Below are 22455 nucleotides of genomic sequence, written 5' to 3'. Positions count from 1 at the left end.
AGAGGTCAACGAGATGGAAGTTATTCTGCTCGAAAAAGTAGCAAACCTTGGTTCACTGGGTGACAAGGTCAAGGTAAAGTCTGGTTACGGTCGCAATTTTCTGCTGCCTTATGGCAAGGCTGTTGCGGCAACCGCCGATAACCTGAAGGCCTTCGAAGAGCGCCGTGCAGAGCTGGAAAGAGTGGCGGCTGAGAAGCTGTCTGCCGCTCAGGCTCGTGGCGAGGCTCTGGCAGGCGCTTCTGTCACCATCACCTCCAAGGCTGGTGAAGAAGGCAAGCTGTTCGGCTCAATTGGTGTGCGTGACATTGCTGATGCAATTACCGCTGCCGGTACCGAAGTCGAGAAAAGTGAAGTTCGTCTGCCGGAAGGCCCGCTGCGCTTGGTTGGCGAGTACGAGATTGAGCTTCAGCTGCACTCCGACGTGAGCGTTGTCATTAACCTGGCCGTTGTTGCCGAGTAAATTGCACCTCATGCGGTGACGCCGGCTTTCCAGCTGGCGGCAGTCATACAGGCCCGGAATTCGCTTTTGTGGATTCCGGGCCTGTTGCTTTCTGGTGTATGATTTGTCCCTATCGTAGTTCTCCCATCGCATCGACAATCCCAGTAACCTGTCCCGGATGTGATGCCCAGATGAAGATGTTTTCATGGCCAAACCCGATTTCAAACCGGTAAACAGTGACCCGGAAACCAGCCGGATAAAGGTTCCACCTCATTCGATTGAGGCCGAGCAGGCGGTGCTTGGTGGCCTTATGCTTGATAACCGCCGGTTCGATGAAGTGTCGGAGATTATTTCTGCCGCAGATTTTTATCGTCAGGACCACCGGCTGATTTTTGGCGCTGCCGAGCGACTTGCCAGTGAAAGCGAGCCGCTGGATGTCGTGACACTGACAGAATTCCTGGAGCGCGCCGGAGACATCGAAGACGCCGGCGGCCTTTCCTACCTGGCGGAACTCGCCGAGAAAACCCCGGGCGCCGCCAACATCCGCGCCTATGCTGAAATTGTCCGGGAGCGCTCCACCCTCCGCCAGTTGGTCCAGGTTTCAGGGCAGATTTCGGATTCCGCCTTCAATCCCCAGGGTCGAAACAGCGACGAAATCCTGGATGAAGCCGAACGCAACGTTTTCCAGATTGCAGAATCGCGGGTCAAAGAAGGCTCTGGCCCCAAGAAAATCAATCCGATCCTTACCGATGCGCTGAGTAAAATCGAGGAACTGTTTGAGTCTGGCGAAACCACAACAGGCCTGACGACCGGTTTCAAGGATCTGGATGAATGGACGTCGGGTATGCAGCCGGCAGACCTGTTGATTGTGGCCGGGCGCCCATCCATGGGTAAGACCACGTTCGCGATGAACATCGTAGAAAACGCGCTGATAAGCACCGGAACGCCGATTCTGGTATTCAGTATGGAGATGCCGGCAGACGCGCTGGTCATGCGTATGCTGTCCTCACTGGGGCGCATTGACCAGAGCCGCATTCGCAGCGGCAAGCTGGAAGAAGATGACTGGCCCCGGCTTACCTCGGCCGTCAGTCTGCTAAAGGACAAACCTCTCTATATTGACGATACGCCGGCTCTGAGTCCCACCGAGATGCGTTCAAGGGCCCGTCGTATAGCCCGCGAGAATGACGGACAGCTTGGCTTGATAATGGTGGATTACCTGCAGTTGATGCGTGTGCCGGGTAACACTGAAGGCCGTACCGCCGAGATTTCCGAGATTTCCCGCTCCCTGAAGGGTATCGCCAAGGAACTGAGCTGTCCCGTCATGGCACTTTCTCAGCTCAACCGAAGCCTTGAGCAGCGCCCCAACAAGCGGCCGGTGAACTCGGACCTGCGGGAATCCGGCGCCATCGAGCAGGACGCCGACGTGATCATGTTCGTCTACCGTGACGAGGTCTATAACGAAGATACCTCCGACAAGGGTATTGCCGAGATCATCATCGGCAAGCAGCGGAATGGTCCTATTGGTACGGTTCGTCTTGCCTTTATTGGCCATTACACCAAATTTGAGGATCTGGCCCACGGTGATTACGGCGGGGACTATTGATGCCACGTAAGACCGTCGCCCGTATTGATACCGGTGCGCTTCGCCATAACTATCGTCTTGCCTGCAAGTTAGCCAGTCCGGCGCGGGCCATGGCGGTAATCAAGGCTGATGGTTACGGCCATGGTATCCGTGAGGTGGCCAGGGCACTGGTGGATGAAGCTCCGAAATTTGCCGTTGCCTGTATCGAAGAGGCGCTTGCCATCCGGGCAGCCGGTATCAATCATCCGGTCGTGATGTTGCAGGGCCCGCATAGCTTTGATGATGTTGCCACCAGCGCCGGTAAAGGTTTCGAAATGGTGGTGCACAGCGATTACCAGCTGGACTGGCTGGAGCAGGCACCGGACAAGCCGAAGCTCTGGCTCAAAGTGAATACCGGAATGAACCGCCTCGGATTTGCGCCCGCTGTACTGGGGCAGGTGATGGCCCGGTTGCAAGCATGTGGGGCAAGGGAACAGGTTATTGGTTTCGTGACGCATTACGCTTGCGCCGATGACCCGTCCAGCGGATTCACTGAGAAACAGACCCGAACTTTTACCGAGGCCGTGGTCGACTGGCCAGCGCTTGCGAAAAGTGCTGGCAATTCTGCAGCTCACTTCCTACCTGGCCAGCCATTATTCGACTGGAGCCGCCCTGGCATCATGCTGTATGGCGCTTCTCCAACCCTGGGAAAAATCGGGCCGGAACTGGGTCTTGAGGCAGTGATGACACTGGAAGCCGAGTTGACAGCGGTTCGAACGCTCCAGCCGGGGGAATCTGTGGGCTATGGCTGCTCCTGGACAGCGGAGCAGGAAACTCGGATGGGGATTGTTGCGATCGGCTATGGTGACGGGTATCCGCGCCATGCAGGAACCGATACGCCGGCCTGGGTGGCAGGCAGCCGCATACGTCTGATCGGTCGGGTTTCGATGGATATGCTGGCGGTAGACCTGACACATGCGCCGGCCGCTGGCCCAGGTGATACCGTGGAGCTTTGGGGACGGCATGTGAGTGTCGACGAGGTGGCGCAACACGCCGGTACCATTGGCTATGAGCTACTCACGGGTATTACAGCCCGGGTACCCAGGCTGTATGACAGTTCCGGCGACGAAACGGCATAGGTCAGGAGGCCGCTTCCGGTTCATGGATGATTTCCTCGATGAAATCGAGAATGGCGGCAAGGCTGCGGTCATCCAGTTTTTTCAGTGCCTTGTGCACCACCATTTTGCTGCCCTTCAGCATGCTGCTGATGCCCATCCTGGCCATGCCCATCAGCATGCTGCTTGCATTCAGCCGGCGTAGAGGCTCCAGGAAGAAAAAGTCCAGGCCGTTATCGGTCATCTCGACAATCAGTTCAAACAGTTTGTCGATGGCTTCCTTGTCTGCCTTGCCCCGTTCACGGAGCTCGTTGACGGTATACAGCGCGCGCGTACGCAGTTCATCGGGTATGGGTGCAACGATATGGCTCTGTTGTTTCAGCATGTGGAGTCCTGTTGTTGTATGCTCGTAGGATCTGCTCAGTTTTCCGATATGCATTCTATGGGTTGACGCGCCGGTGCCATTGGCTTGAAAGGTATCAGGTGCCCGTCATGTCAGTGATATCCCGGGTATGCGTTCCAACCATCGGCCTGAACGATTACAGTATGAAGAAAGACAGTCGACCGAAACCGGAGGCAGTGAGCGCTCGTGCACGTTCTTGTTGTTCATGACTATGGCCCGTTGGGGCGGATATTGCTGGAGCGCCTGAGAAAAACCTCGCTCCATGTCAGCCCATTGCTGATCAGTGAACTGGAAACGGCCGATCTGTCGGCTTTGGAGGGCTGGATTCCAAAGGATACTGACCTGATTGTGAACGCGTTATGGCTTGCCAATCCGGAAGTTGCGGAGCAGGATCCTGAAGCCGCGCACAAGGTATCTTTCTCGCTGCCGGTTGCGCTGGCGGAGCACGCCCGTGACCGGAATATGGCACTGCTGCAGCTTTCTTCCTGTTATGTCTTCGATGGCCGTAAGCAAAGCGCCTACATCGCTTCCAATCCTGGCCAGCCGGGCAACGAGCTGGGAAACTGGCAGTGGGAATGTGAACAGGCGGTGCGGACGCTTTTGCCTCGCCATATTATCCTGCGAACAGGCTGGAGTCTGGGGCGCTTTATCCGCAAGGTACAGTCCGTGGCGGCGTCCTCTGATGTCATAAAGCTACCCGGCAAATGCCATGGCCAGCCGGTCACCGTGAGCGACCTGTCCCGGGTGATGACCGCCATTGTTCAGCAGATAGATTGTGGTGCCGAAGTATGGGGAACCTACCAGTACGCCGGGGCAGAGGATATCTCACTCTATGAACTCGGGCTCGCCATAACCGGGCTGAGAGGCATACCCGGTGGCATCCGGGTGGTGGATGAGATGCCGGCCTGGGCCACCCTTGAGCCCGCCAATACACAAATGATCTGCACCAAGATCCGCAACACCTTCGGTATCAAGCAGCTGCCCTGGCGTTCCGGGTTGGCTGAAGAGCTGGAATTGTTGTCGATGAACGGGGACAGGGAGCTGACTGACGAACCGGCCAGCTAACCGCTGCCGGCTCGTGATGCGTAATGGTAAGCGGTGCTATCAGCTATTCTGACGTGAAAACTCGCGGGTGACCGTCTGCAGTGCCTCCACATCCAGAAGTTCCACCTCGCGGCCCCGTGCGCTGATAATGCCCTGGTTCTGGAAGCGGGTGAACACCCGGCTTACGGTTTCCACGGCCAGGCCCAGGAAGTTGGCAATGTCATTTCGTGCCATGGGCAGGCTGAAGTTGGTACCGGACATGCGCCGACGCTGGAAGCGGCTGGACAATGACAGCAGCAGTGCGGCAATACGCTCCTCTGCTGTATTCTTGCTCAGTAACATGGCCAGCTGATGGCTGCCCTGGATCTCCTGACTCATCAGGTGGTACATATGGTGTTGGAGGTCCGGCAGCTTGCCGGTAAGCTCTTCCAACCGTTCGATCGGAAACTCGCAGACACTGGTGCGCTCCAGAGCCCGGGCAGTGCAGGCGTAGTTCTTGCTGCCCATGCTGTCCAGGCCCACCAGTTCCCCCGGCATAAAGAACCCTGTCACCTGTTCTTCGCCATTCTCACTGATGATGGACGTCTTGATGGCGCCACTCTTGACAGCGAAGCAAGAGCGGAACGGGGTGCTCTGGTCAAATATATGCTCGCCGCGATTGAAAATCCGGCCCTGCAGGACAATATCCTCTAGTCGGTCCAGGTCGTTTTCCTCTACCGCCAGCGGAAGACAAAGGTTACTGAGGCTGCACTGGTGACAGGATGCCTTCAAGGGGGAAACCTGGTGGAGTCTGATCGGTTGAGCCATGGTTGCAGAACCATCCATTTTTGATTCATGTCAAAACCCCACTCTATTACGAAAGCCGGGCTTTGCCAATGACTAATGTCCTTGACGTTGATAAGGATATATTGTCTGGCTATATGCACGGCCGGCTCAGAAACCACGGGGGTTGCTGAGCCGACTGGCAGGCTTCAAATCTTCTGAAATACCAGGGAAGCATTGGTGCCGCCGAACCCGAAGCTGTTGGACATTACAGTGTGAAGGTCTGCCTTGGTGGAATCCGGCCCCACAACCGGCATGCCGGCAATGGTATCGTCCAGGCTGGTCAGGTTTTTGGTGCCCGCGATAAAGCCATTCTGAAGCATAATCAGCGAGTAGATGGCTTCGTGCACTCCGGACGCACCCAGTGAGTGGCCAGACAGCGATTTGGTGGACGAGATCTGCGGCGTTTTGTCGCCGAAAACGTTACGTACGGCTTTCATCTCTGCCACATCCCCCACAGGCGTGCTGGTGCCATGGGCATTGATGTAGTCAACAGTTGCTTCCACTGTAGACAGTGCCTGCTGCATACAGCGCATGGCACCCTCCCCGGAGGGAGCGACCATATCGTGTCCGTCAGAGGTTGCGCCGTAACCAACCAGTTCGGCAATGATCGGCGCACCGCGCTTGCGGGCGTGCTCCAGTTCTTCTACCACCACCATGCCACCCCCACCGGCAATGACAAACCCGTCACGGCCAGTGTCGAAGGGCCTTGAGGCTGTTTCCGGGGCATTGTTGTATTTGGTGGACAGAGCGCCCATGGCGTCGAATAGCATGGTAAGGCTCCAATCCTCTTCCTCGCCGCCACCGGCAAAAACGATATCCTGCTTTCCGGACTGAATCTGTTCAGCAGCGTGGCCGATACAGTGGGCACTGGTGGCACAGGCCGACGACATGGAATAGTTTACACCCCGGATTCTGAAGGCTGTGGCCAGGCAGGCCGAAACCGTGCTGGTCATGATCCTCGGCACCATGTAGGGGCCGATACGCTTCACGCCTTTCTCCCGCATGATGTCCACGGCTTCCACCTGGCTGGCACTGGAGGCACCACCGGAGCCGGCAATCAGTCCGGTCCGGTTATTGGATATCATGTCGTCGGTAAGCCCGGACGAGGCAATGGCCTGTTCCATGGCAAGAAAGCTGTACATGGCGGACTGACCCATGAAGCGCCGGGTTTTACGGTCGATGACCGAGGTGTCCACGTCAACGGATCCCGCAACCTGGCTTCGAAAGCCCATGTCCCGATAAGTCTCGTTGAACCGTATCCCGGATTTCCCCGTCCTCAGGCTTTCCAGTACGGCGTCCACAGAGTTTCCCAGGCAGGAAACAATGCCCATGCCGGTGATGACCACCCGTCTCATATCTTCCTCCTTAACAAGGCCTGCACCGCAAACCGGGCAGATCCTTTCTGTCTCTGGCTATTAACACCAGTCTAGGCGCTTTGGCGCCCGGGTGATATTTGACCTTGGTAACGGAGCAGAAAATATCAGCAGGAGCGGTCAGCCTCTTCACGGGCTTCTTTTTCCACCATCTCGGGGGTTTCAAGAGAAATGCGTCCGAGCTTGCCGGAGCGGAATTCGTTGAGCAGTACTTCCGACACCTTATGCAGGTCTGGAACGCCGCCGCGGCCAAGGAATCGTCGCTTCTGGGCAATGCCATCCATCAGTGCCAGCCCGTCATGCGGCTGTTCCTCAAAGCCATAGCGTGCCATGACCAGTTGCGGATAGGCCTCCAGTAAGTAATCCGCTTCGAACATTGCGACATCCTCGAACTCAATCACTGCACTGCGGATTGCGCCACTGATGGCCAGGCGATAACCGCAGGCCTCCGGCGACAGCTTTGGCCAGAGAAACCCGGGGGTGTCGTAAAGCAATACATTATCCGGAAGCTTGATGGCTTGCTGCGCCCGGGTCACGGCCGGTTCGTTTCCGGTCTTGGCCGCCGGACGGCCAGCGAGGGTGTTGATCAGGGTGGACTTGCCGACATTGGGAATGCCCAGAATCATCACTCGTAGTGCCCGTTTCTGACGATCGTGATCCGGGGTCATCTCACTTGCCAGACGCAGAATGTCCAGTGCCTCTGCCCGCTGGTTGTGGGTCATGGTAATGGCCCGAACCCCGCGCTCCTTCTCCAGCCAGGAAAGCCATCGCTCGGTAATGTCCGGGTCGGCCAGATCGCGTTTGTTAAGTACCTTGATCACAGGGGTATCGCCCCGCAGAGCAGGGACCAGCGGATTTTCACTGCTGAACGGCAGACGCGCATCGACGACCTCAATAATGAGATCCATCTGGGGCATCACCTTTTTGATCTCCTTGCGGGCCTTGTGCATGTGCCCTGGAAACCAGTTAATGGCCATATTTGTTGCTCCGGAAATGGCTGAACGGCGCCATTATGGACGGGAATGACGAAATTTTCACATTTCTCTCAACCCGCCTGTGGCGGGAGTTGAGGGCTCCGGAGGGTGAAGTGTGTACAAAAAGAGGGGGGTTCGGGATGAAATTCCCGGTCGATTTGTTTTAGGGTGTAGGGCTTGAAGACCTAAAGCGACCAAAACTCGATTAGTGGAGATATCTATGAAGCTCGTGAAACTGTTCGGAACTGCCCTGATTGCACTTGGGTTGTCCTCTCCGGCGATGGCGCAGCAATCTGGCGGGCAGCCGGACCAGGTTGATCAGCTGGCACAGATGGTTGGCCTGAGCGATGACCAGCAAAAGGAAATCCGTGGCATCATCGAAGACATGCAGGCTGAGATTCAGGAGCTTCAGGGCGAAGCCCAGCAACTGCAGCAGCAGATTCAGGCGGAGATCAAGCCGGATTATGACGAAGATACGATCCGTGATAACGCCGAGAAGCTGGGTGACGTAACTGGCGAGATGACTGCGCTGTCTACCCTGATGCAAGCCAAGGTGGACGCTGTGTTCACTGAAGAGCAGCGCGATGAGCTGAACAAGCGCATGCAGCAGATGCAGCAGCAACAGCGCCAGATGCAGCAACAGCAAATGCAACAACAGCAGATGCAGTAAGCTCCGCTAGTATTTACTGCCTCCCGGGTTTCACTCCCGGGACCTCGCGAAAACCGCCTTGGCCCTCGGCTTTGGCGGTTTTTCTGTTTGTAGCCTGCCAGTTCCTGTGTAGCCGTTGCGCGGAGGGCGCCTTGAAAGATTAGCCACGATCACCAAACGGCTTAATCAGAACAATAAGTCGGGGCAATAACGTCAGGGCGCCAACCAGCGCCATAAACATGGCAAAGCCGGTGAACAAACCGAAGTAGATGGTGGGGATAAAGTTCGACAGCACCAGAATCGAAAACCCGGTAATGATCGTCAGCGAGGTAAAAAACATTGCCTGCCCGATGCTGCGGTGGCAGCGGTGCATAGTTGCGATGTAGTCGCCATCTTTGCTGAATTCCGTTTTGAAACGGTGGATGTAGTGGATGGTATCGTCCACTGCAATCCCCACGGTAATGGCCGCCACCGTAATCGTCATCATATCCAGCGGAATACCCAGCCAGCCCATCAGGCCCAGCACCGACCCTGCCGCGATCAGGTTTGGCGCCATGCCGATCAGCGCCAGCTTTATTGAGCGGAACAGGATCAGGAACATGACCATGATGGCCAGGAACACCACGCCCAACGTCTTGATCTGGGACTCGAACAGGCTTTGCAGCATGTTGTTGTACATTACCGTCATGCCCGTGAGCTTTACCTGGTCGTCTTCGAAGCCCATTTCTCCTGTCAGATGGGTGCGTATGCGGTCCAACAGTTCCTGGCGTCGCAGGTCTGGAGAGGTTTCCAGGATGCGGATGCTGAAGCGGGCCTGGTCGTGTTCCTCACTGATGTAGGGGGTCAACAGAATATCCCGCAAGTCCTCCGGCACCGCGGAGGGCACAAAGGCCAGCTCCAGGGCGTCCAGGGGCTCGCCACCGTTAACCTGCGCCAGTATGTCCAGTGTTGTGTTGATGGACTGAACCTTACCGGTTTCCGGCAGGCTGTCCAGGTAATCGTGAACGCTACTGAGGCGCTCCATCTTCTGATAGGTAAACCAGGTATCCCGGTACTCCTGTGCTTCGTCACAGTCTTCCACAAACGGATCGCAGTCGCTGGCGAAAGGGTCGCCTCCGCCCGCACTTTCGGGGGGCTTGTCGTCCGTGATTACTACATCCAGGGGCGTGGTGCCGCCCAGTCGGTCGTCGATGGTGATCATGCCCTGGTGGATTTCAGTGCTGGATTTGAAATAGTCGATGAAGCTGTTTTCCACGGTCAGTCGATTCAGGCCGATCACGCAGAGAACCGCGATGACGGCGGAGCCGACCAGTACCGTTTTGCCATAGTGTTCGGTAAACCGCGCGAACAGGTCGGTAAACGGAATTCGATCCGACTTTACCCGTTCGTCCACCGGCGGTGGCAAGAGAACAAGCAGAGTGGGGAAAATCAGGAAGGTGATGAGGAACGCCACCGCCAGCCCGATAGTCATCATCCAGCCGAAATCGATCACCGGGCGAATACCGCTGAAGGTCAGTGAACCGAAGGCGACGATGGTGGTGATGGCCATGTAGAAACAGGGCTTGATCATCGCCAGCAGAGTATTGCGAAGGGTGTCCCTGGGCGAGGCCTCCGGCTCATCGTGTTGGAACTCGCGGTATCGGACTATCAGGTGGATAGTCAGCGATAACGTCATGATCAGCAGCAGCGACACGAAGTTGGAGGAGATTACCGTTACTGGCCATTGTGCCCAGCTCAGGTAACCGATCATCAGCCAGACTGTGAAGCTGCAACACAGCAGCGGTACAAGAACCCAGCGCCACTGGCGGAAAATGATCGCCAGGGTCAGTAACAGGAACAGCAATACGCCGATGCCGAAAGTGGACAGGTCGTTCTCGATAAAGCGAATCATGTCGGCGACTATCATTGGCACGCCGCCCAGGTAAATCTCGGCCTGGTCGCGGTAGCTGTCGAGAATGGCGCGAACGTTGTCGATGGTGCGGTCCCGTTCTTCACCCTGGGCTTCGGTGAACTCGATAAATTCCTGGCTCACGGCTTCCAGCCGTTGCTGCTCTTGCTTGGTGGCTTCTCCGCCCTCGACCCTGTCCCGCAGGCTATTGCGCTCTCTAAGCAGTTCGAAATAGCGTTCGGGAGTGGGCAGGTTGACCTGTAACGCGGTAGTGCGTCCGTCCTCGCTGATCAGCAGGTTGGGGTAAAGCGGGTTGCTGAGCAGGGCTTTGCGGGCGGTTTCCGGTTCTACGCCATCCTCGTCGATGGTCTTTATCTCGGTGTCCACTGTGTCCAGGGTCAGGTCCGGACTGTGGAGCAGGGGAACGTTGAGAATGCTATTGGTGGAGCTGACATTGTCCAGTGCTGCCAATTCATCCCGCAGAGATGCAAGCAGTGCCAGACCATCGTCACTGAACAGCTCCTGGTCGGGTGTAAAGGTGATAACCAAGAAATCGTCCGAGGTGGTGAACCGGCGATTCACTTCCCGATACTGCTCCAGAGAACGGTCGTTTTCGAGAACCAGGGACTCGGCGGAAGCGTCCAGACGGAATTGATCCAGCCGCAGGCTGGCAATAACCAACAGTACACCAAACAGCAGAAGTATCAGAACGGGACGGGGGAAAATCAGCCGGTCATAAAACGATCGAAGCCAGGACATCGAAAAGAGCACCCTTCACAATGGAAACGAGTGCAGAGTGTGCCACAAAGTGTCAGTCGACGGTGACCCTGTTTGATGCATCTTCCAGGGAATCGATCAGTCGTTTCAGGCGTTTACTCATATCCGCACTTTCGGTGAGCTGGGTGACCATGCTTTCGGTGGTGTCGCGGATGCTCTGAACATTAGCCAGCACTTCGTCGGTGCAAGCGGTCTGGTCAGCTGAGACGTTGGCAATTTCCTGGTTGGTCTCGTCGATCCGGCTGACCACCGAATTGATGGCATCCAGGGATTTACGGGCCTCTTCCGACTCATCCACGCAACGGGAGGCGTCCCCGGAGCTGCCCGTCATCTGCGTGACTGCTGCGTCCATGGCCGTAAGCAGACGGTCAATAGTGCCCTGAATCTGGTCGGTGGAATCCTGTACCCGCTGGGCCAGGTTGCGCACTTCATCGGCCACTACGGCAAAGCCTCGCCCCTGTTCTCCCGCGCGGGCGGCCTCTATGGCAGCGTTCAGCGCCAGCAGGTTGGTTTGCTCTGCAATGCCCTTTATTTCAGCAACGGCGTGGCTGATCTCGTGACTGTTTTCCGCCAGCGCCTGCACACTGTTCGCAGAGCTCTGGATGGCAGTTGCCAGCTGACGAATGGAATCGGCGCTGCGGCTCACCCGTTCACTGCCGTCAATGGCGGCATTTCTCGCCTCGTGGGACAGGGTCTTGGCGATACCGGCCTGTTCAGCAATGCCGGTGAAGCTCTGGAGCATGTTCTCGACAACTTCGGCGCTGCGGTCAGCGCCGGACTGCTGGCGGCTCAGGTCGTCTCTGCGGGCCTCTGCGGCGGTCGTCAGTTCCCGCACTTCGCTGTGAAGGTGATCGGTCGCCTGCTTCATGCTTTTGACCACGCCCATAGTGCGGTCCTGCATGGCGTTGAATGCCTGGCCCATTTCGCCAATTTCATCCGTGGAATCAATATCGGCCCGCTCGCTCAGATTGCCGGAAGCCTGGACTGAAACCATGGTTTTCTTCAGGCGGTACACGTGCCGTTCGATGAAGGAAATCAGCAGTTGTGAGCCGGCCATCTCCAGTACCATTAACACGGCGACCACCAACGCGAAGCCTCCGGCAGTTTCGCTGAAAACGGCTGAGAATGACTGGTCTGTCAGCCCGGCAATGGTGTTCATGGCATAGAGCACCAGCAGACAGAGCACCACGAACACAACAATATTGAGCAGCCAGAACTTGTACTTAAGCCGGGCATTCCTGAGCAGTTGTAGCATGGAGGGTCTCAGTCAACGGCTTTGACAGGGATCTGCTGTGCTTTCGACGAGGCAGGAACCTCCGGCACGGCAAGGCCCAGGTTGTTTTTCTCGAACACCCGGTCGGCGCGATAGCTTGAGCGCACCATGGGCCCCGATGGCACTTCCATGAAGCCTTTTTCCAGGCCAATTTCACGGTAGCGGTTGAAGTCTTCCGGAGTGACGTACTTCTCGACCGGTAAGTGGTTCTGGGTTGGGCGCAGGTACTGGCCCAGGGTCAGGATGTCGACCCCGATGGCCAGCAGGTCATCCATGGTTTCCAGAATTTCTTCCTCGGTTTCACCCAGCCCCAGCATCAGGCTGGTTTTGGTGAGCACGTCCGGGCGGTATTGCTTGGCATGGGCCAGCACGCTGAGGGTTTTTTCATAGCCGGCACGCGGGTCCCGCACGCGGGTGGTCAGACGCTTCACGGTTTCCACATTCTGGGCAAAAACGTCCAGACCGGAGTCCACCACTTTCTCGACGTGTTCCATCACCGCATCGAAATCCGGAGTCAGGGCTTCCACAGCCACTTCCGGAGTGCGCTGTTTGATGGCGGATACGCAGGCTGCGTAATGAGCGGCACCACCGTCGTCGAGGTCATCCCGGTCGACCGACGTGAGCACAATGTAGCGCAGGCCCATGAGTTCAACAGATTTGGCTGTATTCTCGGGCTCTTCATGGTCCAGCCAGCCCTTGGGATTGCCAGTGTCCACGGCGCAAAAGCGGCAGGCGCGGGTGCAGACTGAACCCATCACCATGATAGTGGCAGTACCGTTGGTCCAGCATTCACCAATATTGGGGCAGTGGGATTCCTGGCAGACCGTGCTCAGGCGGTGTTCACTCACGTTTTTGCGGACGGCCTCGTACCTTTCCCCGCCGGGCATACGGGCCCGGAGCCAGGAAGGTTTGCGCTGGGTTTTGGTGTCGATAATGCCCGAGCCTGACCGCTTGATGCCGTCTTTGATAGCGGAAAAACCATGTTCATTGCGGAACTTGGAACCACTGGTGACGCGGGGTTTGGCATTGTCACTCATTACAACGGAACTCTCTTGTTGCCGCTTCTCGGCGGCTGAATCGTGGTTTGACCAGAGTTAAAGGGTAATCCGCACCAGGGGAGGATACAAGACAGGTACGGATAATCACGGGGGTTCCGGGCACAACTTTCGTCGTACCCGGATGCCGGCTCAGGCGGTTGCTTTATCCAGAGCCTGACTGATATCGGCAATGATGTCGTCCACGTGTTCAATGCCGATGGAAAGGCGTACCAGGTCTTCACTGACACCCGCGCTCGCCAGCTCTTCCGGGTTGAGCTGCCGGTGAGTGGTCGTTGCCGGATGACAAGCCAGGGATTTGGCATCACCAATATTCACCAGGCGGTAAATAAGCTGCAGGGCATCGATAAACTTTGCGCCATTCTCTTTGCCGCCAGTGATGCCGAAGCTGAGAATGCCGGATGCGCGACCGCCACAGATCTTGTCACAGGTGGCCTTGTAAGGGCTGTCCGCGAGAGTGGCGTAGTTCACCCATTCAACGGCCGGGTGTTTCTGCAGGAAATTGGCGACTTTTTCGGCGTTCTCGCAGTGACGTTCCATGCGCAGGCCAAGGGTTTCAAGGCCCTGCATGATCAGGAAGGCATTGAAGGGCGCCAGTGCGGCACCGGTGTTACGAAGCGGAACCACACGACAGCGGCCGATAAAAGCTGCTGCGCCCAGCGCTTCGGTATAAACCACCCCATGGTAGGACGGGTCCGGCTCATTGAGCATCCGGAATTTCGCCTTGTTGGCAACCCAGTCGAATTTGCCGGAATCCACAACCACACCTGCAACGGTGGTGCCGTGCCCACCGATGTATTTGGTGAGTGAATGAACCACGATATCTGCACCGTGCTCAATGGGGCGGCACAGGAAGGGTGTTGCTACGGTATTGTCGACGATCAGTGGAATGCCGTGTTTATGGGCAATTTCTGCCCAGCGCTGGATATCCACCACGTTGCCGGCCGGGTTACCGATGGATTCGCAGAAAAGGGCGCGGGTATCGTCATCAATGGCCTTATCCACCGCGTCGAAGTCATCGTGCCTCACCATGCGGCAGTCGATGCCCTGGTTCGGGAGCGAGTGGGCAAACAGATTATAGGTGCCGCCATAAAGCTGGCCGGTGCTGACAATGTTATTGCCCACCTTACATATAGTCTGCAGGGCATAAAGAATAGCCGCCATGCCTGACGCTACCGCAAGTGCCCCCACGCCGCCTTCAAGCTCTGCCATGCGCTGTTCCAGTACGGCATTGGTGGGGTTCATGATACGGGTGTAGATGTTGCCCTGTACCTTCAAGTCGAACAGGTCGGCGCCGTGTTGGGTATCATCGAAGGTATACGATGTGGTCTGGTAGATCGGGGTTGTGGCGGCGTTGGTGGTTGGGTCGCCGTCGAAGCCTGCGTGGAGGGCGATAGTTTCCGGTTTCATGATAATGCATCCCTTTTTATTGCATGCTGGGTTTGAGGTTGAACGTCCCGGACGAGTATGCCACAGCTAACGGAATGTGAGCAGAGTTTCATCTTCGTCCCATTGCCTTGTAGCTTTGTTGATTTCGCGCTAGGTTCGGTCAGATATGACTACCACCAGCCTGCCAGAAAATGCCATCAGAGAAACCCTGCCTGTTGACGCCGGTGTTTGTCGTTGTATTCCAGCGATCGTGATATTTCTGATGCTGATGGCATTGGCTGGCTGCAGTGAAACTGAGCAGGTGTCGGCCGGTGACGAAGCTCTGGCCTCAGCTGATATTGATGCGCCACAAACCCGGCTGAGCGAACATCCGGTAACCGGAGAGGAACTGGCTCGCAAGCAGGTACTGGTGCGGGGCAATGCCAGTGAGCCAGCGTCGCTGGATCCTCACCTGGTGCAGGATACCGTGGGCAGTGCCATTGTGGTTGACCTGTTCGAGGGGTTGTCCCGCAGTGGCCCCAATGGTGATACCGAGCCAGCCATGGCGAAGTCCTGGTCGTCGTCGGACAATAACCTGACCTGGACTTTCCACCTGAGGGAGGACGGCCGCTGGAGTGATGGCACTGCCGTAACCGCCCATGACTTTGTGTATGGCTGGCGCCGGGCAGTGGACCCGAAGGTGGGGTCCAACTATGCCTATTACATTGAATCCGCCGGTGTGGAAAATGCCGGTGATATCATTTCCGGTGAGAAAGCACCTGAAACATTGGGTGTGCGTGCTCTTGACGAATTCACGTTTGAAGTATCACTGGCCGAGCCGATCACCTATCTGCCGGACATGACGGTTCATTACACCATGTTTCCAGCCCCCAGGCAGGCCATTGAAGCTCATGGTTCGGATTGGACGAAACCGGGAAACATGGTCTCCAATGGTGCCTTTCAGCTGGATTCCTGGCATCTGGGTGAGAAACTGGTGGCAGCCCGCAATCCCCACTACCGCGAAGACGACAAGACCATTATCGATCGGGTGGTGTACCTTCCCATTGAGTCGTCTTCTGCGGAGCTCCAGCGCTATGCCAGCGGCGAACTGCATATGACCTCCACGGTGCCTGTGTCCCAGATGGCACGGCTCAAAAGGGAGCGTCCAGACGAATTGGTTATGGCACCCAGTATTGCCACCTACATGTATGCGTTCAACGTACATCGGCCGCCGTTTGACGATGTGCGGGTGCGCCGTGCCCTGACCTACGCCATCGACCGGAATGTTATCGTCAGCTACATCACCCGGGGCGAGCAGATGCCGGCGTTTACTCTTACCCCCGCCTACGTCAGCGGCTTTGATTTCCGGCAGCCGGAGTACGCCACCTGGAGCCAGACCCGGCGCGATGAGGAGGCACGCAAGGCCCTGAAAGAAGCCGGCTATGATGAAGACAATCCGCTGGAATTTGAATTGCTGTACAACACCGACGAAAGCCACAAGGCGCTGGCGATTGTGGTCAGCCAGATGTGGAAGGAAAAGCTGGGCGCGAGGGTGACCATCAGCAACCTGGAGTGGAAAACGTTTCTTTCCGAAAAACAGGCTGGCAATTACGGGATGGCCCGATTTGGCTGGAAAGGGGACTACAATGAGGCTTCCACCTTCCTGACCCTGCTCACCAGCGACAGCGGCAATAACGATGGCGGCTGGAGCAATCGTGAATACGACCAACTGCTGCTGGACGCACGCTCGAGCCAGGACCCGAACCGGTATTACGTCCTGGCGGAGGAAATCCTGTGGAAGGAATTCCCGGTGGCGCCGGTGTACTTCAACACCACGGTTGCGCTGGTGAGCCCCACGCTGAAGGGCTACCCGGAGAATAATCCCAGAAACATCATCTACAGCAAGGACATGTACGTCACTGCGGATTGAGGGAAACCATGTTCAGTTTCATTATCCGGCGCGTGCTGGTGGCGGTGCCCACAGTGCTGGCGTTGATTACGGTCTCGTTCGTGCTGATGCACGCAGCGCCAGGCGGCCCGTTCACCAACGAGCGCAACGTGCCGGAAGCGGTGATGGAAAATATCGAGGCCAAGTACAATCTCGACAAGCCCTTGTGGCAGCAATATTTTATCTATGTGGGCAATGTCGCCCAGGGTGATCTTGGGCCCTCGTTCCGCTACAAGGACTTCACCGTCAACGAGCTCATCGAATCCAGCTTTCCCCGGTCGGCTTACATCGGCGCCTGGTCCTTCCTGTTCGTGGTGGTGTTCGGGGTGGGGCTGGGCGTGATTGCTGCCCTCAAGCAGAACCGCTGGCCGGACTACACGGTGATGACCGCTGCCATGACCGGGGTGGTGTTTCCCAACTTCGTGATGGCGCCGCTGCTGGTATTGCTGTTTGCCGTCACCCTGCGCTGGCTGCCAGCTGGTGGCTGGGAAGGGGGCCAGGTGGAGTACATCGTGCTGCCCATCATCGCCATGGCCACCTCCTACATTGCGCAGGTGGCGCGGATCACCCGCAGCAGCATGATCGAGACCCTGCGCAGCCCGTTTATCCGCACTGCCCGGGCAAAGGGCATCCCCCGCCACAAAATCGTGCTGCGTCATGCCCTGAAACCGGCATTGATTCCGGTGGTGTCCTACCTGGGCCCGGCTTTCGTGGGGATCATTACCGGTTCGGTAATTATCGACCAGGTATTCTCTACCGGCGGTATCGGCCAGCACTTCGTGAATGGCGCCATTAACCGGGACTATTCGCTGATTCTCGGGGTCACCATTCTGGTCGGTATGCTGACCATTCTGTTTAACGCGGTGGTGGATATCCTCTACACCTGGCTGGACCCACGGGTGCGTTACTGATGTTTTTCTCCGACAAACACGCCGGGATGGGTGAGCTGGCGGATACCCTGGCGGAAGAAGCCTACACGGAAGGCCGCAGCCTCTGGCGGGATGCCCGCCGCCGGTTCATGCAACACCGTGCGGCGGTGGCGAGCCTGGTCGTACTGGCTCTGCTGTTGTTGTTCGCTGCTTTCGGCCAGTACCTGTCACCCTGGGACAACGAATCCATCGACTGGGCCAGCCTGCCCAACCTGGATGAAGACGGCGTGCCGAGCCTGGCCAGCCAGCACTACTTCGGCCTGGACCCTATTGGCCGTGATCTATACCAGCGCACGGTGCAGGGCAGCCGGATATCGCTGATGGTGGGTGTGCTGGGAGCCCTGACGGCGGTGGTAATCGGCACACTCTACGGGGCTATTTCCGGCTACGTGGGCGGGCGTACCGACGCCATCATGATGCGCACCCTGGAGGTGCTCAGCGCCTTCCCGTTCATGTTCCTGGTGATCGTGCTGATGGCAGTGTTCGGGCGCAACGTGCTGCTGATTTTTATCGCCATTGGCGCGGTGAGCTGGCTCAACATGGCCCGCATCGTGCGGGGCCAGACGCTGAGCCTGAAGCGCAAGGAATTCATCGAGGCGGCCATGGCCACCGGCGTGCATCCCTTTCTTATTGTTCTCCGTCACGTTGTACCCAATGTGCTGGGGGTGGTGATTGTCTACGCCACTCTGCTGGTTCCGGAGATGATTCTATTCGAGTCTTTTATCTCGTTTCTCGGGCTCGGGGTCTCGGAGCCATACACCTCCTGGGGTGCGCTGATTTCCGAGGGCGCGGACGCTATGTGGACGGCCCCCTGGACGCTGATTTTCCCCATGCTGATGCTGGTGCTCACACTTTTCTGTTTCAATTTTCTGGGCGACGGGCTGCGGGATGCCCTCGACCCCAAAGACCGCTGAGCCGGCAGGAACCCGATCTATGGCAATGCTGGAAGTGAACAACCTCAGAGTGGATTTCAACACGCCGGACGGCACCCTTCAGGCCGTGCGGGGGCTCAGCTACCATCTGGAAGCCGGGCAAACCCTGGGGGTAGTGGGGGAATCCGGCGCGGGCAAGAGTCAGAGCGTGTTTGCGCTGATGGGCCTGCTGCCCGACAACGCCCGCGTGAGCGGTGACGTGCGGTTTGAGGGTGAGCAATTGCTTGGCTTGCCAGAAAAACGCATGAACCGGATACGCGCTGCCCGCATCGGCATGATCTTCCAGGACCCGATGACCTCACTGAACCCCTTCATGAAGGTCAGCGACCAGTTAACCGAGGTGTTGGTGGAACACAAGGGCATCAGCCGCAAACAGGCGCTGCAGGAGTCTCTGCACATGCTGGATGCGGTGCGCATCCCCGAGGCCCGCAACCGCATCCACCGCTTTCCCCATGAATTTTCCGGTGGTATGCGCCAGCGGGTGATGATCGCCATGTCCCTGTTGTGCCGGCCGCAGCTGCTGATTGCCGACGAACCCACCACGGCTCTGGATGTGACGGTGCAGGCACAGGTGATGGGCTTGCTGCGGGAGCTGCAGCAGGAGTTCAATACCGCCATTATCCTGATCACCCACGATCTGGGCGTGGTGGCCGGAAGCTGCGACCAGACCCTGGTGATGTACGGCGGCCAGATGATGGAATTTGCCGCTACCCGGGACCTGTTCCGCGATCCCACTCACCCCTATACCCTCGGGCTGATGGGGGCTATTCCCCGGATTGATGAGCAGATCGACGAACTGGTTACCATCCCCGGCAATCCGCCCAACTTGATGAACCTGCCTCCTGGCTGTCCCTTTTGCGACCGTTGCCCGGTGGCCGAGCCCCGTTGTTATGACGAGCTGGACCCTCCGGAGACCTTTGAGCCGGGCCGGATCCGGGTATGCAACCTGCCACGGGAGTCTACCCAATGAGCGAGCAGCAACCCCTGCTAGCGGTGGAAAACCTGCAGGTGACCTTCGACATCATGCCCCGTAATGCCTGGCCCTGGACCCGGCCGCAGCCCCTGAAGGCGGTAAACAAGGTCAGCTTCACCCTGAACGAGGGGGAGACTCTGGGCATTGTGGGGGAATCCGGCTGCGGCAAGTCCACCCTGGCGAGGGCGATCATGGGCATGGTGCCCAGCCAGGCAGGGAAGGTGGTCTGGCTAGGTGAGGACCTTCGGGGCCTGAACCTGAAGCAACTGCGCAAACGTCGCCAGCGCCTGCAGATGGTCTTTCAGGATCCGCTCGCGTCTCTGTCGCCCCGCATGACCGTAGGCGACATCATTGCCGAGCCACTGCGAACCCACTACCCGGACATCAAGGGCGTTGAGTTGCGGGAGAAAGTGGACGTGATCATGGAGCGCGTCGGCCTGCACTCCCACCAGAAAAACCGCTACCCCCACGAATTCTCCGGCGGCCAGTGCCAGCGTGTGGGCATCGCGCGGGCGCTGATCCTTGAACCGAAGCTGATCATCTGCGATGAGCCGGTTTCCGCGCTGGACGTATCCGTGCAAGCCCAGGTCATCAACCTGCTCAAAAGCCTGCAGCGGGACATGGGCCTGTCATTGATTTTCATCGCCCACGACCTGAGTGTGGTAAAACACATCAGCGACCGGGTGATGGTGCTTTACCTGGGAAACGTGGTGGAGTCCGCCGACCGTGCTGACTTGTACGCCAAGCCTCTGCACCCCTACACACAGGCACTGATGGCTGCCGTGCCCATTCCCGATCCGGACCGGGAAAGGGCCAAACCATCGGTCGCCCTGGATGGCGACCTGCCATCGCCCCTTAACCCTCCGAACGGCTGCGTTTTCCGCACGCGATGCCCTCTGGCAGCCGAATATTGTGGTAAGGAAGTGCCGGTGCTGGAGGACAAGACCGGGGCAGGGCACCGGGTGGCCTGTCACTATGTGGACCGGGAAGAGGTCCAGAATTGAAAAAGGGCCCACGCTTGCGCGAGGACCCTTCCGTAATACTGGTAGCAAGGGGCGGAGTTGAACCGCCGACCCCGGCATTATGAGTGCCGTGCTCTAACCAACTGAGCTACCTTGCCATTTCGTTGCGGGCCAAGCCCAAACGAGGCGCGTATTTTCAGTATTTGGGCCCCTGCTGTCAAGGCTTGGGGCCCGCTTTTTCAGAAAATTACACGTTAAAGCGGAAGTGGATAACGTCGCCGTCCTGGACAATGTATTCCTTGCCCTCCAGGCGCCACTTGCCGGCATCCTTGGCGCCGGCTTCGCCGTTGTACTTGACGAAGTCTTCGTAACTCACGATTTCGGCACGAATGAATCCACGCTCGAAGTCGGTATGAATGACACCGGCCGCCTGTGGTGCCGTAGCGCCAACGCGAACGGTCCACGCACGCACTTCCTTGGGGCCGGCAGTGAAGTAGGTCTGCAGGTCCAGCAGGCGGTAACCGCCGCGGATGACGCGATCAAGGCCGGGTTCGTCCATGCCCATTTCTTCCAGGAAGATGGTTTTTTCGTCGTCTTCCAGTTCCGCGATTTCCGCTTCCATCTTGTTGCAGATGGGCACTACAACCGCGCTCTCGGCCTCTGCGATGTCCTTCACCTGGTCGAGGTAGGGGTTACCCTCAAAGCCGTTCTCATCCACGTTGGCGATGTACATGGTGGGCTTGACGGTGAGCAGGCACAATTCACGAATCAGAGCCATCTCATCCTTGTCCAGGCCCATGCCACGCACGGGCTTGCCTTCATTGAGTACTGGCAACAGGCGTTCGAAGATTTCCAGTTGGGCCTTGGCGGTCTTGTCGCCGCTCTTGGCAACGCGCTGGACTCGTTTGATGGCCTTGTCCACGGTATCCATATCCGCCAGCGCGAGTTCGGTGTTGATCACGTCGATGTCGGAAGCGGGGTCGATCTTGTTGGCTACGTGAATCACGTTGCTGTCGTCGAAACAGCGTACAACATGGGCGATGGCATCCGTCTGGCGGATGTTGGCCAGGAACTGGTTGCCCAGGCCTTCACCTTTTGAGGCGCCTGCCACGAGGCCCGCGATGTCCACGAATTCCATGGTGGTAGGTATTACGCGCTCGGGCTTGACGATCTCGGCCAGCTTGTTAAGGCGCGGGTCCGGCATGCCCACCACACCGGCGTTGGGCTCGATGGTGCAGAACGGAAAGTTTTCCGCGCCGATGCCAGCCTTGGTCAGTGCGTTGAACAGGGTGGATTTGCCGACGTTGGGAAGGCCGACGATGCCGCAGTTAAATCCCATGGAATGCCTCTGCTGGTGCTTGAAAATTTTGGTCGGATTATACCGGTTTGAAGCTGTGCAAGCGATTCATGGCAGCCGGGAGTTTACCGCCGGCCGCATCTGGCAGTACACGGATGATCTCGTCGATCACTGCGTTGAGCTCTTCGCTTTCGCGTTTACCCAGGCGGCCGAGCACATAACCGGTTACCTGGCGGCTGTCGCCGGGGTGGCCGATGCCGATGCGCAGTCTCTGGAAGTCATTGGTGCCCAGATGGGCAATGGTATCCCTCAGGCCGTTGTGGCCGCCATGTCCACCGCCTTTTTTGAGTTTGGCGGTGCCGGGGGGCAGATCGAGCTCGTCGTGGGCGACCAGAATCTGTTCGGGCTGAATCTTGAAGAAGTCCGCCAGTGCCTTGATGGCCAGGCCGCTGCGGTTCATGTAGGTGGAGGGATTCAACAGGTGCAGGTCGAGGCCTTGCATCTGGATACGGGTATAGAGCCCGTGATACTTCTTTTCGGGGCGGAGCGTCTGGCCCGCATCACGGGCCAGAGCTTCGACGAACAGGGCGCCGGCATTATGGCGGGTATTCGCATAGTCGGGGCCGGGGTTACCCAGTCCCACCACCATGAGGATGTCCTGTGCCATGTG

The 22455-nt window shown here is 57.8% G+C and carries 20 protein-coding genes and 1 tRNA gene; 10 read left to right on the top strand and 11 right to left on the bottom strand.

Annotated features, from left to right (window positions below):
- Positions 1-13 precede the first annotated feature (13 nt).
- The 3 genes from rplI (at position 14) to alr (ending at position 3139) form a co-directional block, all read left to right on the top strand.
- Positions 14-460, top strand: coding sequence for a 50S ribosomal protein L9 (rplI, locus tag M8010_RS10365; protein ID WP_250090966.1), 447 nt, complete (start codon positions 14-16; stop codon positions 458-460).
- A 184-nt stretch (positions 461-644) separates the two neighbouring features.
- Entirely contained in the window at positions 645-2042 is a 1398-nt protein-coding gene (gene dnaB, locus M8010_RS10360; RefSeq protein WP_250090965.1) for a replicative DNA helicase, read from the top strand.
- Positions 2042-3139: an alanine racemase gene (gene alr / locus M8010_RS10355; RefSeq protein WP_250090964.1), complete on the top strand. Its 1098-nt coding sequence runs from the start codon at positions 2042-2044 to the stop codon at positions 3137-3139. Before dnaB ends, alr begins: the two co-directional genes overlap by 1 nt.
- Before the next feature lies 1 nt (position 3140).
- On the opposite strand, the gene M8010_RS10350 is transcribed toward alr, so the two are convergent.
- Complete coding sequence (locus M8010_RS10350; protein WP_250090962.1) at positions 3141-3500, bottom strand: hypothetical protein; 360 nt, start codon at positions 3498-3500, stop codon at positions 3141-3143.
- 204 nt (positions 3501-3704) lie between these two features.
- Here M8010_RS10350 and M8010_RS10345 point away from each other — a divergent pair, with 204 nt between their 5' ends.
- Positions 3705-4583, top strand: coding sequence for a sugar nucleotide-binding protein (locus M8010_RS10345; protein ID WP_250090961.1), 879 nt, complete (start codon positions 3705-3707; stop codon positions 4581-4583).
- A gap of 39 nt (positions 4584-4622) precedes the next feature.
- On the opposite strand, the gene fnr is transcribed toward M8010_RS10345, so the two are convergent.
- From fnr to ylqF, 3 genes are all read right to left on the bottom strand, one after another.
- Positions 4623-5369, bottom strand: coding sequence for a fumarate/nitrate reduction transcriptional regulator Fnr (fnr, locus tag M8010_RS10340; protein ID WP_250090959.1), 747 nt, complete (start codon positions 5367-5369; stop codon positions 4623-4625).
- A 164-nt stretch (positions 5370-5533) separates the two neighbouring features.
- Positions 5534-6742 (bottom strand): beta-ketoacyl-ACP synthase I, encoded by a 1209-nt coding sequence (gene fabB / locus M8010_RS10335; RefSeq protein ID WP_250090958.1) that lies wholly within the window; start codon positions 6740-6742, stop codon positions 5534-5536.
- A 125-nt stretch (positions 6743-6867) separates the two neighbouring features.
- Positions 6868-7737 carry a ribosome biogenesis GTPase YlqF gene (gene ylqF / locus M8010_RS10330; RefSeq protein WP_250090956.1) on the bottom strand — a complete coding sequence of 290 codons (870 nt, stop codon included), beginning with the start codon at positions 7735-7737 and terminating at the stop codon, positions 6868-6870.
- A gap of 217 nt (positions 7738-7954) precedes the next feature.
- Here ylqF and M8010_RS10325 point away from each other — a divergent pair, with 217 nt between their 5' ends.
- Positions 7955-8404 (top strand): Spy/CpxP family protein refolding chaperone, encoded by a 450-nt coding sequence (locus M8010_RS10325; protein WP_250090954.1) that lies wholly within the window; start codon positions 7955-7957, stop codon positions 8402-8404.
- 139 nt (positions 8405-8543) lie between these two features.
- On the opposite strand, the gene M8010_RS10320 is transcribed toward M8010_RS10325, so the two are convergent.
- The 4 genes from M8010_RS10320 to M8010_RS10305 form a co-directional block, all read right to left on the bottom strand.
- The gene (locus M8010_RS10320; RefSeq protein WP_250090953.1) at positions 8544-11030 is read right to left on the bottom strand and encodes an efflux RND transporter permease subunit; all 2487 of its coding nucleotides are present in this window, start codon (positions 11028-11030) and stop codon (positions 8544-8546) included.
- A gap of 52 nt (positions 11031-11082) precedes the next feature.
- Positions 11083-12303 carry a methyl-accepting chemotaxis protein gene (locus M8010_RS10315; protein WP_250090951.1) on the bottom strand — a complete coding sequence of 407 codons (1221 nt, stop codon included), beginning with the start codon at positions 12301-12303 and terminating at the stop codon, positions 11083-11085.
- Positions 12304-12311: 8 nt separating this feature from the next.
- A complete protein-coding gene (gene lipA / locus M8010_RS10310; RefSeq protein ID WP_250090949.1) occupies positions 12312-13358 on the bottom strand; it encodes a lipoyl synthase in 1047 nt (348 codons plus the stop codon).
- Positions 13359-13508: 150 nt separating this feature from the next.
- The gene (locus M8010_RS10305; protein ID WP_250090948.1) at positions 13509-14786 is read right to left on the bottom strand and encodes an O-acetylhomoserine aminocarboxypropyltransferase/cysteine synthase family protein; all 1278 of its coding nucleotides are present in this window, start codon (positions 14784-14786) and stop codon (positions 13509-13511) included.
- Between the two features lie 145 nt (positions 14787-14931).
- On the opposite strand from M8010_RS10305, the gene M8010_RS10300 reads away from it, so the two are divergent.
- From M8010_RS10300 to M8010_RS10280, 5 genes are read left to right on the top strand one after another with little or no spacing between them, the layout of a single operon-like run.
- Positions 14932-16674: a peptide ABC transporter substrate-binding protein gene (locus tag M8010_RS10300; RefSeq protein ID WP_250090946.1), complete on the top strand. Its 1743-nt coding sequence runs from the start codon at positions 14932-14934 to the stop codon at positions 16672-16674.
- 8 nt (positions 16675-16682) lie between these two features.
- Positions 16683-17603, top strand: coding sequence for an oligopeptide ABC transporter permease OppB (oppB, locus tag M8010_RS10295; protein ID WP_250090944.1), 921 nt, complete (start codon positions 16683-16685; stop codon positions 17601-17603).
- On the top strand, positions 17603-18535 hold the full coding sequence (gene oppC / locus M8010_RS10290; protein WP_250090943.1) for an oligopeptide ABC transporter permease OppC: 933 nt from the start codon (positions 17603-17605) through the stop codon (positions 18533-18535). The genes oppB and oppC overlap by 1 nt, the downstream gene beginning before the upstream one ends.
- Positions 18536-18554: 19 nt before the next feature.
- Entirely contained in the window at positions 18555-19523 is a 969-nt protein-coding gene (locus tag M8010_RS10285; RefSeq protein ID WP_284048049.1) for an oligopeptide/dipeptide ABC transporter ATP-binding protein, read from the top strand.
- Positions 19520-20530: an oligopeptide/dipeptide ABC transporter ATP-binding protein gene (locus M8010_RS10280; RefSeq protein ID WP_250090941.1), complete on the top strand. Its 1011-nt coding sequence runs from the start codon at positions 19520-19522 to the stop codon at positions 20528-20530. Before M8010_RS10285 ends, M8010_RS10280 begins: the two co-directional genes overlap by 4 nt.
- Positions 20531-20569: 39 nt before the next feature.
- On the opposite strand, the gene M8010_RS10275 is transcribed toward M8010_RS10280, so the two are convergent.
- The 3 genes from M8010_RS10275 to pth form a co-directional block, all read right to left on the bottom strand.
- Positions 20570-20646, bottom strand: a tRNA-Met gene (locus M8010_RS10275).
- An 89-nt stretch (positions 20647-20735) separates the two neighbouring features.
- Positions 20736-21827, bottom strand: coding sequence for a redox-regulated ATPase YchF (gene ychF / locus M8010_RS10270; protein WP_250090939.1), 1092 nt, complete (start codon positions 21825-21827; stop codon positions 20736-20738).
- 37 nt (positions 21828-21864) lie between these two features.
- Complete coding sequence (pth, locus tag M8010_RS10265) at positions 21865-22452, bottom strand: aminoacyl-tRNA hydrolase (RefSeq protein WP_250090938.1); 588 nt, start codon at positions 22450-22452, stop codon at positions 21865-21867.
- Positions 22453-22455 lie beyond the last annotated feature (3 nt).

It is taken from the genome of Marinobacter sp. ATCH36 (genome assembly GCF_023555055.1).
In the GTDB taxonomy this organism is placed as follows: domain Bacteria; phylum Pseudomonadota; class Gammaproteobacteria; order Pseudomonadales; family Oleiphilaceae; genus Marinobacter.
This window is presented reverse-complemented; position numbering and strand designations above follow the sequence as displayed.

What these genes read in the sequence shown, in the direction of transcription:
- rplI (WP_250090966.1), top strand. Translation starts at nt 14, where the DNA reads ATGGAAGTTATTCTGCTCGAAAAAGTAGCAAACCTTGGTTCACTGGGT.
- dnaB (WP_250090965.1), top strand. Translation starts at nt 645, where the DNA reads ATGGCCAAACCCGATTTCAAACCGGTAAACAGTGACCCGGAAACCAGC.
- alr (WP_250090964.1), top strand. Translation starts at nt 2,042, where the DNA reads ATGCCACGTAAGACCGTCGCCCGTATTGATACCGGTGCGCTTCGCCAT.
- M8010_RS10350 (WP_250090962.1), bottom strand. Translation starts at nt 3,500, where the DNA reads ATGCTGAAACAACAGAGCCATATCGTTGCACCCATACCCGATGAACTG.
- fnr (WP_250090959.1), bottom strand. Translation starts at nt 5,369, where the DNA reads ATGGCTCAACCGATCAGACTCCACCAGGTTTCCCCCTTGAAGGCATCC.
- fabB (WP_250090958.1), bottom strand. Translation starts at nt 6,742, where the DNA reads ATGAGACGGGTGGTCATCACCGGCATGGGCATTGTTTCCTGCCTGGGA.
- ylqF (WP_250090956.1), bottom strand. Translation starts at nt 7,737, where the DNA reads ATGGCCATTAACTGGTTTCCAGGGCACATGCACAAGGCCCGCAAGGAG.
- M8010_RS10325 (WP_250090954.1), top strand. Translation starts at nt 7,955, where the DNA reads ATGAAGCTCGTGAAACTGTTCGGAACTGCCCTGATTGCACTTGGGTTG.
- M8010_RS10320 (WP_250090953.1), bottom strand. Translation starts at nt 11,030, where the DNA reads ATGTCCTGGCTTCGATCGTTTTATGACCGGCTGATTTTCCCCCGTCCC.
- M8010_RS10315 (WP_250090951.1), bottom strand. Translation starts at nt 12,303, where the DNA reads ATGCTACAACTGCTCAGGAATGCCCGGCTTAAGTACAAGTTCTGGCTG.
- lipA (WP_250090949.1), bottom strand. Translation starts at nt 13,358, where the DNA reads ATGAGTGACAATGCCAAACCCCGCGTCACCAGTGGTTCCAAGTTCCGC.
- M8010_RS10305 (WP_250090948.1), bottom strand. Translation starts at nt 14,786, where the DNA reads ATGAAACCGGAAACTATCGCCCTCCACGCAGGCTTCGACGGCGACCCA.
- M8010_RS10300 (WP_250090946.1), top strand. Translation starts at nt 14,932, where the DNA reads ATGACTACCACCAGCCTGCCAGAAAATGCCATCAGAGAAACCCTGCCT.
- oppB (WP_250090944.1), top strand. Translation starts at nt 16,683, where the DNA reads ATGTTCAGTTTCATTATCCGGCGCGTGCTGGTGGCGGTGCCCACAGTG.
- oppC (WP_250090943.1), top strand. Translation starts at nt 17,603, where the DNA reads ATGTTTTTCTCCGACAAACACGCCGGGATGGGTGAGCTGGCGGATACC.
- M8010_RS10285 (WP_284048049.1), top strand. Translation starts at nt 18,555, where the DNA reads ATGGCAATGCTGGAAGTGAACAACCTCAGAGTGGATTTCAACACGCCG.
- M8010_RS10280 (WP_250090941.1), top strand. Translation starts at nt 19,520, where the DNA reads ATGAGCGAGCAGCAACCCCTGCTAGCGGTGGAAAACCTGCAGGTGACC.
- ychF (WP_250090939.1), bottom strand. Translation starts at nt 21,827, where the DNA reads ATGGGATTTAACTGCGGCATCGTCGGCCTTCCCAACGTCGGCAAATCC.
- pth (WP_250090938.1), bottom strand. Translation starts at nt 22,452, where the DNA reads ATGGCACAGGACATCCTCATGGTGGTGGGACTGGGTAACCCCGGCCCC.